The organism is Pseudomonas sp. FW215-R2 (assembly GCF_058789255.1).
The window spans coordinates 107,762-126,012 of sequence record NZ_JBYTBO010000015.1 but is presented as its reverse complement, the minus strand read 5'-3'; the positions used below and the strand labels follow the sequence as shown (position 1 = coordinate 126,012).

Sequence of the window (18,251 nt, the reverse complement as noted above, 5' to 3'; positions counted from 1 at the left end):
CACCACCACCGGGGCGCTGTCGCTGAGCAGATAGCTCAAGCGTTCGGCGGGATGCGCCGGGTCAACCGGTACGTAGCCGGCCCCGGCCTTGAGAATCGCCAGCAGCCCGGCCAGCGTATCCAACCCTCGGCGGGCGACGATGGCCACGCGATCATCGGGGCGAACGCCCAGGCTGATCAGATGATGGGCCAGTGCATTGGCGTGCTGGTTCAGCTCGGCATAGGTCACTTGTTCACCGAGGAACACCGCCGCCACCGCTTCCGGCCGCTCGATGACTTGCGCCTCGAAACGCTGATGAATGGTCAGCCCTTGCGGGTAGTCGGCCTGGGTCGCATTGAAGCCGCGCAGGATCTGCTCGCGCTCGGCGTCCGGCAGGATCGGCACCTGGCTGATCGGCGAATCCGGTGCCTGCTCCAGCGCAGACACCAGACCGCTCAGGGCACCGAGCATGTAATCGCATACCCGTTGCGGGTCGACTTCAGTAGTGGCGAGCAGGGTCAGGCTGAAGGCATCACCCAAGTCATCGATACTCAGGGTCAGCGGATAATTGGTGCGCTCTTCCGAGTGCAGGGTGGTGATGCCTTCCCATGCGGACAGGGTTTGTGCACTCGCCGATGCCGCGCCATGGCTGTGGCGGTAATTGAGCAAGGCGCTGAACAGCGGCGTCGGCGCAGCCACGCTGCTGCAGCGCTGGGCCAGCGCCAGCGGCGCGTGTTCATGACGCATCAGCGTGGTCAGGCGCGCGTGGGTCGCCTGCACGGCGTTGCGCACGCTCTGAGTATCGACGTCCACCCGCACCGGCAAGGTGTTGATGAAGATACCCAGCGCCCGGTCGGTGGCCTCGGCACCTTGCAGGCGGCCCATCAACACTGTGCCGAACACCACGCGCTGCTTGCCGGCGAGTGTGGCCAGCACCTGCGCCCAGGCCAGGTGAAACAGACTGGCCGCGCTCACCCCGAGCTGCCGCGCCTGCCCCCGCAAACGCTGCCCCAAGGCCGGTTCGACCGGCACACTCAGCTCGGTGATGCCGTGCCCGTCACCCTGCACATCCTGCAAACCGAACGGCAAGGTCGGCTCGTCGATATCGCCGAGCATGTCGCGAAAGAACGCCTCGTGCTCGGTTTCGCTGACACCCAGCCGCGCCTGTGCCACGTAGTCACGAAACGCGACCGGCCGCCCCAGTAGATTGCCCTGCCCCGTAAGGAACGCGCGCATCTCATGGCGCACCACGTCGAGCGCCGAGTGATCCAGCGCCATGTGATGAAACAGCAGCGTCGCGACCACCCGTTGCCCGGCGTCGTCCCACGCATGGGCCAGACGCATCATCGGCGCCCGGCTCACGTCCATACGGAATTCCCGGGCGTCGAAACGCTCGTGCAAGTACGCCAGCGCATCGCCTTCGGCATCGATCTCTTCCACCGGCAATTCGGCCTGACGCCAGACCATTTGCTGCGGCGTATCCAGCCCCTCCCAGACCACTGCCGTACGGAGGATGTCGTGGCGATCGATCACAGCCTGCAAAGCCTGGACAAAAGCGCTCAAGCGCCCGCGATCGGCAAAGGCGAAATGCGCCTGCATCACATAGGGATCACCCTGCGTGGCGCTGACATGGTGGTAAAGAATGCCTTCCTGCAACGGCGCCAGCGGATAGATATCCTGCACATTGGCCGCGCCGCCCGGCACGTCGGCGACCAGACGGTCGATGGCCGCCTGATCGAGTTCGGCCAGGGTCAGCATCGCCGGGGTGATGCGCGTGGTGCCGGGTGCAATGCCATTGGCCGGCACATCGACCTGACCGCTCTTGGTCGCTGAATATTGCCCGGCCTTGATCAGTTCGATCAGCGCCGGTTTGTGCTCGCGCAACAGCGCCAGCACCGCCGGATCGCTCAGCGCCTGTTTGTTGCCCTGTACGCGCAACTGGTCGTCGGTGACCGCCAACTGGATGTCTTTAGCCTTGAGTGTTGCCAACAGTTCGATCACGTTCACAGGACGATCTCCATTCTTTCCGTAATTGCGGCGTAACCGGCCAGGGTCGGTTGTTCGAACAACGCCCTGACTTCGGCTTCCATGCCTTCCTGACGTAACCGGCCGATCAGACTGACCGCCAGCAATGAGTGTCCGCCCAGTTCAAAAAAGTTGTCGTGCCGCCCTACCCGTTCCACGTTGAGCAATTCGGCCCAGAGCCCGGCGAGGAGAATTTCCACTTCGCCCACCGGGGCTTCGTATTCGCGAGTGATCACAGACGCTTGATCGGGTGCCGGCAGTGCCTTGCGGTCGAGTTTGCCGTTGGGGCTCAGTGGCAGCGCATCCAGGTGCACGAATACCGCCGGCACCATGTAATCCGGCAGGTGCTCGAGCAAGTGACCGCGCAGCACGTCGATTTCCAGTCGTGCGCCGGTGTAATAGGCCACCAGGCGTTTGTCTCCCGGCACATCTTCTCGGGCCAGCACCGCCGCTTCCTGCACACCGCCGATGTCGGTCAGGCGTGACTGGATTTCACCGAGTTCGATGCGCAGGCCACGGATCTTCACCTGATCGTCGTTGCGACCCAGGTATTCGATGTTGCCGTCGGCCAGATAACGGGCGACGTCGCCGGTACGGTACATCCGGCCGTTCGGCTGAAATGGATCCTGAAGGAAACGTTCGGCGCTGAGGTCAGGACGGTTCAGGTAACCCCGCGCCACTTGCACCCCGCCGATGTACAGCTCGCCGACCACGCCTTGCGGCACCGGTTGTTGCTGGGCATCGAGGATGTACATGCGCGTGTTGGCGATCGGTTTGCCGATCGGCGTGTTGTCCGGCGTGGTGTCGATGGGCCCGGCGCAATCCCACGCGGTAACGTCCACTGCCGCTTCGGTCGGGCCGTACAGGTTGTGCAAGCCGCTGCCCGGTAATTGCTGCTTGAAGCGCCGCACCAGACTGCCCGGCAACGCTTCACCGCTGCACATCACCTGACGCAAACCGTTGCAACGTGCGGTGTCACCGTGAGCGAGGAACACGTCGAGCATCGACGGCACGAAGTGCAGCGTGGTGATGCGTTCGCGCTCGATCACTTCGCTCAGGTAGAGCGGATCCTTGTGGCCGCCCGGACGCGCCATCACCAGTCGGGCGCCGGTCATCAACGGCCAGAAGAATTCCCAGACCGACACGTCGAAGCTGAACGGAGTCTTTTGCAGCACTGAATCTTCAGCCGTCAGACGATAAGCGTCCTGCATCCACAGCAAGCGGTTAACCACCCCGGAATGCTCGTTGATCACGCCTTTCGGCTGACCGGTGGAGCCCGAGGTGTAGATCACATACGCCGTATGCTGCGGGGTCAGATCATCGACCGAAGGGTTATCGGACGACTGTGATTGCCAATTCTGGTGATCCAGATCGACCACCGGCACCGCGACCTCACCCAGCAAGGCGCGAGTCGAACCCTGCACCAGCACCGCCAACGGTGCACTGTCCTCCAGCATGTAAGCCAGACGCTCCAGCGGATACGCCGGATCCAGCGGCACATAACCGCCGCCGGCCTTCAGAATCGCCAGCAACCCGACCACCATCTCCAGCCCCCGCTCGACGCAGATCGCCACCCGCGCATCCGGGCCAACGCCCAGTCCGCGCAGGTGATGCGCCAAACGGTTGGCCCGAGCGTTCAGCTCGGCATAGCTCAGCCGCTGCTCGCCTGAGAGCACCGCCACAGCCTGCGGCGTGCGCAAGACCTGCGCCTCGAACAAACCGTGGATGCTTTGCTGAAGGTCATAACCAACATCAGTAGCGTTGAAATCGAACAACAGCCGCTGCCGCTCTGCTCCCTCAAGAATCAGCAAGCGATTCATTGCCTGCGTCGGTGCCTGTTCCAGCGCCTCCACCAATGCCAACAACGCTGTTTGCATGTAACCGCAAATCCGCTGCGCGCCGATGTCCGTCGGCACCATGGCTATCAGCGAGAAACCGTTGCCCAGGTCATCGACGTTCAGGCTCAGCGGGTAGTTGGTGCGCTCTTCACTGCTCAGGGTCTCGATGCCCTGCCAGGCCTGAACCACACTGTCCGAATGCTCTGAACCGTGGCTGTGCCGATAGTTGAGCATCGCGCTGAACAACGGCGACGGCGCCGCAATCCCGCTGCAACGCTGTGCCAGTGCCAGCGAAGCATGCTCATGCCCCAACAGTGCGGTGAGACGCTGATGCGTCGCCTTGACCGCCTCGCGCACCGGGGTCTCGCCCAGATCGACCCGCAACGGCAAGGTGTTGATGAACATGCCCAGCGCACGGTCGGCGCCCTGGCCGCCCTGCATCCGGCCCATCAGCACGGTGCCGAACACCACATTGTCCTGCCCGGAAGTCGCCGCCAATACCTGGGCCCACGCAAGGTGGAACAGGCTGGCCACGCTGATGCCCATCTGCCGCGCCTTACTGCGCAGGCGCAGGTTCAGGCCGTTGTCGAGCGCCTGCTGCACTTCCTCGATACCGCTTCCGTCGCCGCGCACATCGCGCAGGCTGAACGGCAGGGTCGGCTCGTCGATATCGCTGAGCATGTCGCGGAAAAACGCCTCGTGCTCCGATTCCGAAACGCCCAGACGCGCCTGCGCCACGTAGTTGCGGTACGGCACCGCCGTCGGCAACGGCTCATCAGCCCCGCGCAGGTACGCCTGCATTTCGTGGCGCACCACTTCCAGCGCGGTGTGGTCGAGCACGATGTGATGGAACAGCAGCATCGCCACCACCCGGCCACGGGCCGGATCACGGGCATACACCAGTCGCAGCAACGGTGCCTGGGCGATGTCGAGACGGTAATGCCGGGCATCGAACCGGGTGTGCAGTTGTTCAAGGATGTCGCCGGCCGCAGGATCGAGCGAAACCTCCTGCACCACGAGTTCAGCTTGGCGCCACACGACCTGCACCGGCACGCTCAAGCCTTCCCACACCACACCGGTACGCAGCACGTCATGGCGGTCGATGACGTGTTGCAACGCCGCACGGAAACGCTGCAGACGTTCAAGGCTGTCGAACGCCAGTCGCGATTGCAGCAGGTAGGGATCGCCTTCTCCCGCACTCAGGTGGTGGTAAAGAATGCCTTCCTGCAACGGCGCCAGCGGATAGATGTCCTGCACGTTGGCGACGCCACCCGGCACGCTGGACACGACGCGCTCGATGGCGGCCTGATCCAGTGTCACCAGCGTCAGCATGTCCGGGGTGATGCGGGTGCAATTGGCTGCGATACGGTTGGCCGGCACTTCGATTTCCCGCCCGCTGCCCACGGCGGCAGCCAGCGCGGCCAGGGTGGGTTGACTGAACAGCACACGCACATCGGTGCTCAGCCCGATCTGGCGCATGCGCTCGATCAGGCTCACCGCCAGCAGCGAGTGACCGCCCAGTTCGAAGAAGTGATCGTGACGTCCGACCCGCTCCACCTTCAACACCTCGGCCCACAACCGGGCCAGGGCGACTTCGGTCTCACCGACGGGAGGCTCGTATTCACGCACCAGCACCGACTCGGCACCGGGGGCCGGCAGCGCCTTGCGATCCACCTTGCCATTGGGGCTCAGCGGCAGGCTGTCGAGTGCGACAAAGGCTGACGGCACCATGTAATCGGGCAAGCGTGCGAGCAAGTGTTCGCGCAACGTCTCGATCCCCGGCTGCCCGGCCTCGGCGTGCCAGGTGAAGTACGCCACCAGACGCTCCTCACGCACCAGCACCACGGCTTCACGCAGCGCCGGATGGCTGAGCAGTTGCGCTTCGATTTCACCCAACTCCAGGCGCAAGCCACGCAGTTTGACCTGGAAGTCGTTGCGCCCGATGAATTCGAGCTGGCCATCGGCGCGGTAGCGCACCAGGTCGCCCGTGGCGTACAGCCGATCGCCGGCCACGAACGGGCTCGGGATAAACCGTTCCGCCATCAACTGCGGCAACCCCAGATAGCCCCGCGCAACCCCGGCACCACCAATGAACAATTGACCGATGACGCCCATCGGCACCGGCTGTTCGGCGGCGTCGAGTACATAAAGACGAGTGTTGTTGATCGGCCGCCCGATCGGCAACGCGCTGTCCGGCACCGGCATCGAAGGCTCCAGCGTCCACACCGTGCTGTCGACCGTGGCCTCGGTCGGGCCGTAAACGTTGTGCAAACGCACCTGCGGCAATCGCTCACGCACCAGACGCGCCAGCGCCGGGGTCAGGTCGCCGCCGCCACAGAACACATCGGTGAGGCTTCTGCACTGGCTGACGTCGTCCTGCTCGAGGAACTGTTGCAGCAACACCGGCACGAACTGGATCACGCTGATCCGCTGCTCGCGAATCACCTGCGCCAGATACGCCGGCTCGCGGTGCCCGTCAGGACGCGCCAGCACCAAACGCAGCCCGGCGCTCAATGGCCAGAACAGCTCCCAGACCGAGGCATCGAAACTGAACGGGGTTTTCTGCAACAAGGCGCCGTCCGTAACGGCAGGACACAGTTGCGAACTCCAGTGCAACAGATTGCCCACGCCGCGATGCTCGACCATCACGCCCTTCGGCGCACCGGTCGAACCGGAGGTGTAGATCACGTAGGCCAGGTTCGAAGCGCTCAGGCCCGGCACTTGCGGGTTGTCATCCGGGTTGAACTTCCAGTGATCCTGATCCAGATCGATCACCAGCGCAGTGCTCTCGCCCAGCAACTCACGAGTCGCCCCATGGACCAGCACGGCCACCGGCGCGCTGTCCTTGAGCATGTAATCCAGACGCTCCGCCGGGTACGCCGGGTCCAGCGGCACATAGGCGCCGCCGGCCTTGAGGATGCCGAGCAGACCGACCATCAGTTCCAGCCCGCGCTCGACGCAGATCGCCACCCGCGCATCCGGCCCCACGCCCAGTTCGCGCAGGTGATGGGCCAGACGGTTGGCCTGTGCGTTGAGTTCGGCGTAGGTCAGCCGCTGTTCACCGGCCTGCAACGCGATGGCATGTGGCGTGCGTTGTACTTGCGCTTCGAAGAGTGCGTGAACGGTTTGCTCCAGATCGTCTGCGGTGCCGGTGACGTTGAGGTCGTACAGCACCTGCTGACGCTCTGCGCCGTCAAGGATCGGCAAGCGGTTCAGCGGCTGAACCGGGGCTTGTTCCAGGGCATCCGCCAGTTTCTCCAGCGCGGTCTGCATGTAGTCGCAGATCCGCTGTGAACCGATGTTCGCCGGGGTCATGGCAGTGAGCACGAAACCGTTGCCCAGATCATCGACGCCCAGGCTCAGCGGATAGTTGGTGCGTTCTTCACTGCTCAGGGTCTCGATGCCTTGCCAGGCCTGACGCACGTTTTGCTGTTGCGCCTCGTCGGCGCTGTGGCGGTAGTTGAGCATCGAACTGAACAGCGGTGACGGCGCGCCCACGCCGCTGCAACGCTGGGCCAGCGCTAGCGAAGCGTGTTCATGACCGAGCAGCGCGCTGAGCCGCGCATGTGTCGCCCGAGCCCCTTCGCGCACCGGGGTTGCCCCCAGATCGACCCGCAGCGGCAAGGTGTTGATGAACATCCCCAACGCCCGGTCAGCCCCCTCGCCGCCCTGCATCCGGCCCATCAGCACCGTGCCGAACACCACGCGCTCCTGCCCGGACGTCGCCGCCAGCACCTGCGCCCACGCGAGGTGGAACAGGCTGGCCACGCTGATGCCCAGTTGCCGCGCGAGGCTGCGCAAACGCTGACCGGTGGCGGCGGTCAGGGCCTGTTGCGTTTCCTCGATGTCGCGACCGTCACCTTGTACATCCTGCAAGCCGAACGGCAGGGTCGGCTCGTCGATGTCGCCGAGCATGTCGCGGAAGAACGCTTCGTGCTCCTGCTCGCTGACACCCAGCCGCGCCTGCGCCACGTAGTTACGGTAAGGCACGGCCGCGCCCAGCGAGGCTTCGCGCCCTTGCAGGCAGGCGAGCATTTCGTGCTGCACCACGTCCAGCGCGGTGTGATCCATCACGACATGGTGGAACAGCAACATCGCGACCACCCGGTCGTGAGCCGGATCACGGGCATACACCAGACGCAGCAAGGGTGCCTGACTGATGTCGAGGCGGTAGTGACGGGCATCGAAACGACCGTGCAACTGCTCGAGGATGTCGCCAACCGCCGGATCGAGCACGATCTCCTGCACCGGCAGCTCAACCTGACGCCACACCACTTGCATCGGTTCGGCCAGTTCCTGCCAGATCACCGCCGTGCGCAGGATGTCGTGGCGTGCCATGACCTGACGCAGCGCTGCCGCGAAGCTCTCGATCCGCTCGACGCTGTCGAAGGCCAGCCGCGATTGCAGCAGGTACGGGTCACCCTGTTCGGCGCTCAAGTGGTGATAAAGAATGCCTTCCTGCAAAGGCGCCAGCGGATAAATGTCCTGCACGTTGGCAGCGCCGCCGGGCACCGTGGCAACGATCCGGTCGATGCTCGGCTGATCCAGTTCGGCCAGGCTCAGCAGGTCCGGGGTGATGTGGGTGCAATCAGCAGGAATGCGGTTGGCCGGCACTTCGATTTCGCGACCGCTGCCTACCGCTTCGGCCAGTGCAGCCAGCGTTGGCTGGCTGAACAGCACGCGCACATCGGTGTTCAGGCCGATCTGGCGCTGGCGTTCGATCAGGCTCACCGCCAGCAGCGAATGGCCGCCCAGTTCGAAGAAGTTGTCGTGGCGACCGACTTTTTCCAGCTTCAGGACATCGGCCCAGATCTGCGCCAACGCAGTCTCCACCGGGCCTTGCGGGGCTTCGTATTCACGACTGAGCCAGGCGTTCTGATCCGGTTCCGGCAAGGCCTTGCGGTCGAGTTTGCCGTTGGTGGTCAGCGGCAAGGCGTCGAGTCGCACGTAAGCCGCCGGGATCAAGGCTTGCGGCAGAAGCGTTTGCAGATGATTGCGCAGGGCTTCGATCTCGGCCGGCGCACGCTCGGTGAACCACACCAGCAACTGCTCGTCGCGCACCAGCGCCACCGCGTCCTGCACCGCCGGATGACTGGCCAGCGCCGCTTCGATTTCCCCCAGCTCAACCCGTACGCCGCGCAGTTTTACCTGATCGTCGTTGCGGCCCAGGTATTCGATGTTGCCGTCCGCCAACCAGCGTGCGAGGTCACCGGTACGGTACATCCGTGCCTGCGGCTGGTCGCTGAACGGGTCGGCGAGAAAGCGTTCGGCGGTCAGATCGGGACGGTTCAGGTAACCCCGCGCCACACCGGCGCCGGCCACATACAACTCGCCCGTCACGCCCACCGGCACCGGACGTTGCTGGTCATCAAGCAGATAGATGCGAGCGTTGGCCATCGGCCGGCCGATGTGCAGCGGCTGGCCGACTTCCACCGGGCCGGACGTCGCGACCACCGTGGCCTCGGTCGGGCCGTAGTTGTTGATCACTGCGAAGGTTTGCGCACGGTTGAACTGACGCAGTTTGTCACCACCGATCAGCAAGGTGCGCAGGGTCGGGTGTTGCAGCTCGCGACTGAAGGCGTATTCGGCCACCGGAGTCGGCAGGAAGCTGACTTGCAACGGCTGAGCCCGCCACCAGTCGAGCAGTTCGTCCAGATGCTCGTTGCTCACCGATTCCGGCGGCAGGTGCAGGGTCGCGCCGACGCACAGCGCCGGCCAGACTTCCCAGGCCATTGCATCGAAACCGAACCCGGCAACGCTGGCGGTGTGGCTGCCGGCGTGTAGGTCAAAAGCTTCGGCGTGCCAGTGCACGAGGTTTTCCAGGGTGGCGTGTTCGACCATCACCCCTTTTGGCTGGCCAGTGGAGCCCGAGGTGTAGATCACGTAGGCCAGGTGCGCCGGAGTCAGGTACGGCAGTTTCGGGTTGCTGTCGGGCAGGTGTTGCCAGGCGTCGCTGTCCAGATCGATCACCGGCATCATGCCCAGCAGCTCCCGGGTCGAAGCCTGTGCGAGCACGGCCACCGGATCGCTGTCTTGCAACAGGTAGGCGATGCGTTCCACCGGATGCGCCGGATCCACCGGTACATAACCGGCGCCGGCCTTGAGAATCGCCAGCATCCCGACCAGCATTTGCGGGCCGCGACGCACGCAGAGCGCAACGCGGTCGTCCGGTTGCACGCCGAGGCCGATCAAATGATGGGCCAGTTGGTTGGCGCGCTGATTGAGCTGACCGTAGGTCAGCTGTTGCGCACCTTGAATCACGGCAAGGGTATGCGGATTGCGCTCGGCCTGAACCTCGACCATTGCGTGAATCGTTGCGCCACGGGGATAGGCCGTGACCGGAGGATTGAAGCCGTCGACCAGACGTTCCAGTTCCGCGGTCGAAAGGATCGGCAAACGGTTCAGCGGCTTTTGCGGCGTCTGTTCCAGTGCCTGCACCAGTTGCTCCAGTGCGGTGTACATGTAACTGCAAATCCGTTGCGCGCCGATCTGGCTGACCGCCAGAACCGACAAGGCAAACCCTTCGCCCAGATCGTCCACGCTCAGGGTCAACGGGTAGTTGGTGCGTTCTTCACCGCCAAGTTTCTGCACACCTTCCCAGATACCCTGCCCGTGCTGCGACTGTTGCGCGGGGGCACTGTGACGGTAGTTGAACAAGGCACTGAACAACGGCGACGACGCCGCGACACCACTGCAACGCTGGGCCAGGGCCAGCGAGGCGTGTTCATGCCCGAGCAACGCAGTCAGTCGTGCGTGAGTCGCCTTGACCCCGTCGCGCGCGCTGGCGCCGACATCGATGCGCAGCGGCAAGGTGTTGATGAACACCCCCAGCGCCCGGTCGGCACCGTCGCCACCCTGCATCCGTCCCATCATCACCGTGCCGAACACCACATCGCGCCGGTTCGACAGCACACCCAGCACTTGCGCCCAGGCCAGGTGCATCAGGCTGGCCGCGCTCACGCCCAGTTGCCGCGCCTGTTCACGCAGGCGCCCGTTGAGTTCGGCAGCCACCGGTTGCAGCGCTTCCTCGACGCCGTGACCATCACCCTGCACATCCCGCAGTCCTAGCGGCAGCGTCGGCTCGTCGATATCACCGAGCATCTCGCGGAAGAACGTTTCGTGCTCCTGCTCGCCGAGCCCCAGGCGTGCCTGGGCGACGTAGTTGCGATAGGGGATCGGCGCCGAAAGGTGGTCGATCTCACCGAACATCACATCGCGCATTTCTTCGACGATCACTTCCAGCGCGGTGTGATCGAGGATCAGGTGATGGGACAGCAGGATCGCCACCACGCGCTGCTGTTTCGGATCCTCGGCATACACCATGCGCAGCAGCGGTGCCTGGCTGATGTCGAGGCGGTAGTGACGGGCATCGAAGCGCTCGTGCAACTGTTCGAGAATGTCGCCCTGCACCGGGTCCAGCGTTACGTGTTGCACCACCAGTTCGGCGTGGCGCCACACCACTTGATGAGGAATCGCCAGGCCTTCGTGGACAACACTGGTACGCAGGATGTCGTGGCGGGCGACGACCTGCTGCAAGGTGTCGGTGAAGGTGCGCAGACGCTCGACACTGTCGAAGGCCAGCCGCGATTGCAGCAGGTACGGGTCGCCCTGCTCAGCACTCAAGTGGTGATAAAGGATGCCTTCCTGCAACGGCGCCAGCGGGTAGATTTCCTGCACATTGGCAGCACCGCCCGGTACGGTGGCGACGATCCGGTCGATGCTGGCCTGATCCAGCTCGGTCAGGCTCAGCAGGTCCGGGGTGATGTGGGTGCAATCAGCAGGAATGCGATTGGTCGGCACTTCGATTTCGCGTCCGCTGCCCACCGCCGCTGCCAATGCTGCCAGGGTTGGTTGACTGAACAGCACGCGCACATCGGTGCCCAGGCCGATCCGGCGCAGGCGCTCGATCAGGCTCACCGCCAGCAATGAATGGCCGCCCAGTTCGAAGAAGTTGTCGTGGCGACCGACCTTTTCCAGCTTCAGGACATCGGCCCAGATCTGCGCCAGCGCGGTTTCCACCGGGCCTTGCGGGGCTTCGTATGCCTGGCTGAGCCAGGCGCTCTGATCCGGCAGCGGCAAGGCTTTGCGGTCGACCTTGCCGTTGTTGTTCAGCGGCAAGGCGTCGAGTTGTACCCAGGCCGAGGGCACCATGTATTCCGGCAGGCGCGCTTGCAATTGTTCGCGCAAGCTGGCGCTGTCCACGCCCTCTTCGGCCGTGAAGTAGGCGACCAGACGCAACGGTTCCTGACCATCCTGACGGGCCAGCACGATGGCCTCTTTAACCCCTTCGCAGTTCAGCAGGCGGTTTTCGATTTCCCCCAGTTCGATGCGGAAACCACGGATTTTCACCTGATCGTCGTTACGACCGATGCACTCCAGTTGCCCCGGTGCGAGCCAGCGTGCGAGGTCGCCAGTGCGGTACAGCAACGCGCCCGGTTGCTCGCTGAACGGGTCTTGCAGGAATTTTTCGGCGGTCAGGTCCGGGCGATTGAGGTAACCCAACGCCACGCCTTGCCCGCCGATGTACAACTCGCCGGTGACGCCCATCGGCACGGGTTGCTGGCGGGCATCGAGTACATAGACTTGAGTGTTGGAGATCGGGCCGCCAATTGGCACGCTGTCGGCATCTTCTGCCACTTCGCGCACTTCAAACGTCGTGGCATAGGTGGTGGTTTCGGTCGGGCCGTAGCAGTGAACGATGCGCAGATCCGGCGCCTCGGCCAGCAAGCGGCGGAAGGCGGCCGGGTCGGCGCGTTCGCCACCGCAGAGCACGATGCGCAGCCCCTTCAGCGCCTCGGGAATCAGCTGCACATACTGGTTGAACAGCGCGGTGGTGACGAACAGGATCGTGGCGCCCGAAGTCGCCAATTCCTGTCCGAATGCGTGCGGATCAAGCAAGGTCACGTGATCAATGACCACCACTCGCCCGCCGTTGAGCAGCGGCCCCCAGACGTCCATGGTGCTGGCGTCGAACGCCGGGTTGGAGGCGAACGCCACGCGATCCTGTGGGTTGAAATCGGCATAACCGTTGTTGATCACCAGTCGACCGATCGCCCGGTGCGGCACCATCACACCCTTCGGCGTGCCGGTGGAACCGGAGGTGTACATGATGTAGGCCACGGATTCGGAAGACTGCGACAGATCCGGGTTGTAGACCGGTTGCGCGCCTAGATCCAGCGCATCCAGATCGATTCGGCGCACTGCGTAATCAATCGTTTCAGTGCTGAAGGTCAGCAGCGCTTTCGCCCTGCAGTCTTCAACCATGAACGCCTGACGCTCGGCCGGTGCGTTGATGTCCAGCGGCACATAAGCCGCCGCGCATTTGCCGATGGCCAGTTGCGCGACCAACAACTCCAGCGAACGCGGCAGCAAGATCGCCACATGGTCGCCCGGCTGTACGCCCTGCCCGATCAGATGGTGGGCCAGTCGGTTGGCCCGTTGATTCAGCCCTTCATAAGTCAACGCGGTGTGTCCATGAACCGCCGCCACGGCTTGCGGATGCAGTTTCACTTGCTGCTCGAACAGACCATGAACCGTCGAACCCGACGGGTAATCCCGCTGGGTGTCATTGAAACCGACCAGCAACTCCCGACGCTCATCCGGCGGCAGAATCGACAACTGATCAACACCCAGTTGCGGCGTCTGCTCCAGCGCCTGCACCAGACTGTCGAAGGCAATGTTGATGTACTCGCAGACCCGCGCACCATCGATACCCGACACCGCTTGCACACTCAGACGCAAGCCTTCGCCAAGGTCATCGACGCTGACCACCAGCGGATAGTTGCTGCGCTCGCGGGAGCTGAGCAATTCAATGCCGTCCAGGGTCAAGCCGGCAGCCTGCGGTGCGCTGTGGCGATAGTTGAGCAACGTGCCGAACAGCGGCAACGCCCCCGAAACCCCGCTGCAACGCTGGGCCAGCGCCAGTGACGCTTGTTCATGCGCGAGCAACTGCGCCAGCCGTTCATGGGTGGCGAGCACGCTGTCGCGTACCGCCGTGGCGGTCACGCTGACGCGCAGCGGCAAGGTGTTGATGAACAGTCCCAACGCCCGGTCGGCGCCCTCGCCGCCCTGCATCCGGCCCAGCAGTACCGTGCCGAACACCACCTCATCCCGGCCACTAAGCTGCGCCAGGACCTGCGCCCAGGCCTGGTGCGCCAGACTCGCCACGCTGATGCCGAGCCGGCGTGCCTGCTCGCGCAGACGCAAGGCCAGCGCGGTGTCCAGCGTGAGCTGGCTGTCGACCACCGTGCTGCCGTCGCCATGCACGTCCTGCACGCCGAACGCCAGGGTCGGCTCATCGATGTCGCCGAGCATGTCGCGGAAAAACCCTTCGTGCGCCTCGGCATCCGCGCCAAGCCGTGCCTGCGCGACATAGTTGCGGTACTGCACCGGGGTCGCCAGTTCGGCGGCGTGACCGTGCAGCACGCTGTTCATCTCGGTCACCAGCACTTCCAGCGCGGTGTGATCGAGCATCAGGTGGTGCATCAGCAGGATGCCGACCCAACGTTGTTGCTGCGGGTCCTCGGTGTAGGCAAAGCGCATCATCGGTGCGCGGCCCAGGTTCAGACGATAGTGACGCGGGTCGAAACGCGCCTGCATCTGTTGCAGCACGTCGCCGTCCTGCGGGTCGGCATCGACTCGCTCAAGCGCCAGTGGCGCCGCCCGCCAGACCACTTGCACCGGCTCTTCGAGGCCTTCCCAGACCACGCTGGAACGCAGGATGTCGTGGCGCGCGATCACCACGTTGACGGCGCGCACAAAGGCCTTGACTGACTTGATCCCGTCAAACACGAATTGCGCCTGCAACACGTAAGGATCGCCCGCAGTCGCGGCCATGTGGTGATACAGAATCCCCGCCTGCAACAGCGCCAGCGCATAGATGTCCTGCACGTTGGCGACGCCACCGGGGACACTTTCCACGATCCGGTCGATGCCGGCCTGATCGAGTGAGGCCAGGGGCAGCAGGTCTGGCGTGATGTATTGGCAGTCAGGGTTGATGCGATTGACCGGCACTTGAACACTGGACGACGCGCCCAGGGTTGCCGCCAGCCCCGCCACGGTTGGCCGGCCGAACAGTACCCGCACATCGCAGCTCAACTCCTGCTGGCGCATGCGCTCGACCAGCTTCACGGCCAACAGAGAATGGCCGCCCAGTTCAAAGAAATTGTCATGGCGCCCGACCTGCTCGACATTCAGCAAGGTCTGCCAGATCTCGGCGATGCGACACTCCACATCACCTACAGGCGCCTCATACCCGCGCAGCAACTGGCCGCTCTGATCCGGGGCCGGCATGGCCTTGCGGTCGAGTTTGCCGTTGGGGCTCAGGGGCATGGCGTCGAGATGGACGAACGCCGTCGGCACCATGTAATCCGGCAACTGCTCCAGCAAATGGCCGCGCAGTTCGCCGATGTCCAGCGGCTCACCGGTGTAGTACGCCACCAGCCGTGGATCGCCGGCCACGTCTTCGCGCACCAGCACTTCGGCGGCGAGCACGGTGTCGAGTTGAATCAGTCGTGCCTGGATTTCCCCGAGCTCGATACGCAAGCCGCGAATCTTTACCTGATCGTCGTTGCGACCGAGGTATTCAAGGTTGCCATCCGCCCGATAGCGGCACAGGTCGCCGGTGCGGTACAGCCGCGCATTCGGTTGATCGCTGAACGGATCGTCGAGGAAACGCTCGGCGGTGAGCGATGCAAGGTTCAAGTAGCCGCGCGCCACCTGCACGCCGCCGATGTACAGCTCACCGGCCACGCCCATCGGCAGCGGTTGCCGTTGTTCGTCGAGAATGTACAAACGGGTGTTGCTGACCGGTCGGCCGATGGGCAACAGCGCTTCCGGCACGGGCATCGACGGCTCCAGCGTCCACACCGTGCTGTCGACCGTGGTTTCGGTCGGGCCGTAGACGTTGTGCAAGCGAACCTGCGGTAGACGCTCGCGGACCTGGCGGGCCAACGCTGGCGTCAGCTCGCCGCCGCCACAGAAAACATCCGTAAGGCTGGTGCACTGACTGACGTCTTCTACGTCGAGGAACTGTTGCAGCAACGCCGGGACGAACTGGATCACGCTGATGCGCTGCTCGCGTACCACTTGCGTCAGATACGCCGGTTCGAAGTGCGCATCGGGACGCGCCAGCACCAGGCGCAGGCCAGCCGTCAGCGGCCAGAACAGCTCCCAGACCGAAGCGTCGAAACTGTAAGGGGTTTTCTGCAACAGGGCGCCGTCCGCCACGGGCGGGCACACCTGCGAACTCCAATGAAGCAGATTGCCCAGGCCACGGTGCTCGACCATCACCCCTTTCGGCGTGCCGGTGGAACCCGAGGTGTAGATCACGTAGGCCAGGTTCGAAGCGTTCAGGCCCGGCACCTGAGGATTGTGATCGGGGTAGTCCTGCCAGTGATCCTGATCGAAATCGAGCAACGGCACGCCGCCCGCCTCGAACATCGCCCGGGTCGCGCCGTGCGCCAGCACCGCCACCGGGGCGCTGTCCTTGAGCATGTAGTTCAAACGTTCCGCCGGGTAGGCCGGATCCAGCGGCACGTAAGCGCCACCGGCCTTGAGAATGCCCAGCAGGCCGATCACCAGTTCAGACCCGCGTTCGACGCAGATCGCCACCGGCGTGTCCGGCCCGACACCCAGCTCACGCAATCGGTGAGCCAGGCGATTGGCCCGCGCATTAAGCTCAAAGTACGTCAGTGACAGCTCATCGGCCTGCAACGCAATGGCTTGCCGCGTGCGCTCGATCTGAGCCTCGAACAGGCCATGAACGGTCTGTTCCAGATCGAACTCGACGCGGCTGTCATTGAAGCCCACCAGCAATTGCTGACGCTCCTGCTCCGGCAAAATCGGCAACTGGTTGATCAGCGTCTCGGGCGACTGTTCCAGAGCGTCCAGCAAGGCGTCGAGTGCGGTTTGCACATAGCCGCAGACGCGTTCGGCGCCAATGCCGGTCGGGGCGATGGCGGACAACCGGAAACCACTGCCCAGATCATCGACGCTCAAGGTCAGCGGGTAGTTGGTCGGTTCCTTGCCACTCAGGACCTGGACGCCGGGGGCCAGTTCGATCACCTCGGCGACATCACCGACAGCACTGTGACGGTAATTGAGCATGGCGCTGAACAACGGTGTCTGCGCGCTCAACGCGCTGCAACGCTGGGCCAATGCCAGCGACGCCTGTTCGTGGGCAAGCAAGGCGCTCAGCCGTCGATGCGTGGCGTGCACGCCGTCGTAGACGCTTTGTGCGCCGACATCGACCCGCAGCGGCAAGGTGTTGATGAACATGCCCAACGCCTGCTCGCCGCCGTCGCCCGCCTCCATCCGCCCCAGCAACACGGTGCCGAACACCACCGAGGTGCGCCCGGACAACTGGCCCAACACCCGCGCCAGCGCCAGGTGCATCAGGCTCGCCACGCTCACGCCGAGTTGCCGCGCTTGCGTGCGCAGTCGCAGGTTCAAATCGTCAGAGAGTCTGAGCTGTGCGTCTTCGAAATCCTGTCCGCCGCCGTGAACATCCTGCAGGCCCCACGGCAATGTCGGTTCGTCGATATCGCCGAGCATCTCGCGGAAGAACGTCTCGTGGGCCTGTTCATCGAGGGCCATGCGCGCCCGCGCCAAGTGATTGCGAAACGGCACCGCCGGCGCCACGAGCTCAGTCTGCCCTTGCAGCCAGGCCTGGATTTCCCGGCGCACCACGTCCAGTGCAACGTGGTCGATGATCATGTGATGGAACAGCAGCAGCGCGACGATCCGTCCCTGCGCCGGATCCCGCGCGTACACCAGTCGCAGCAGCGGCGCCTGTTGCAGATCGAGGCGCAAGTGACGGGCGTCGTAGCGCGCCTGCAACTGGCTGAACACATCCGTGGAGGTGTCGAGCTGCACCTCTTCGCAGACCAGCGGTGCCTGGCGCCAGACCACTTGCACCGGCTCGTCCAGGCGTTCCCAGACAAACGAGGTACGCAGAATGTCGTGACGGTCGATCACCCATTGCAACGCCTGGGCAAATGCGTCGAGGCGCTGGTGATTGTCGAAGGTGAACTGCGCCTGTTGCACATACAGATCACCTTCGCCGGCCGCGAGGTGCAGATACAGCATGCCTTCCTGCAGCGGCGCCAGCGGATAGATGTCCTGCACATTCGCCACGCCACCCGGCACGGTGGCGACGATGCGGTCGATGGCCGGCTGATCCAGTTTCACCAGCGGCAGCATGTCCGGGATGATGCGCAGCGCCGGGCTCGACCAGTCGCCGCCGTGGCTCGCCACCAGTTCCAGCAATTGCGCCTTGTGCTTGGCGAGGCTGTCCCACAACGCGTCGTCCAGCGCGTCGTCGTTGCCCAGAATGACCAGGTCTTCATCGTCCTGTTGAAGGCGGATCGCATGGGTGGAAATAACAGCCATCAGCTCGCGAAATTGCAT

The 18,251-nt window shown here is 64.1% G+C and carries 2 protein-coding genes (1 of these 2 cut by a window edge); both read right to left on the bottom strand.

Going from position 1 to position 18,251, the window contains the following annotated elements; all coding sequences use genetic code 11:
• Positions 1-1,986, bottom strand: partial view of a non-ribosomal peptide synthetase gene (locus AC3WRD_RS20640; protein WP_102622128.1) — the start only. 12,663 nt of this gene lie to the left of the window's left edge; 1,986 of the gene's 14,649 nt are visible here — the first part of the coding sequence; the start codon lies at positions 1,984-1,986; its stop codon lies off the left edge, out of view.
• Positions 1,983-18,251, bottom strand: a complete 16,269-nt coding sequence (locus tag AC3WRD_RS20635) for a non-ribosomal peptide synthetase (protein ID WP_102650859.1) — start codon at positions 18,249-18,251, stop codon at positions 1,983-1,985. The genes AC3WRD_RS20640 and AC3WRD_RS20635 overlap by 4 nt, the downstream gene beginning before the upstream one ends.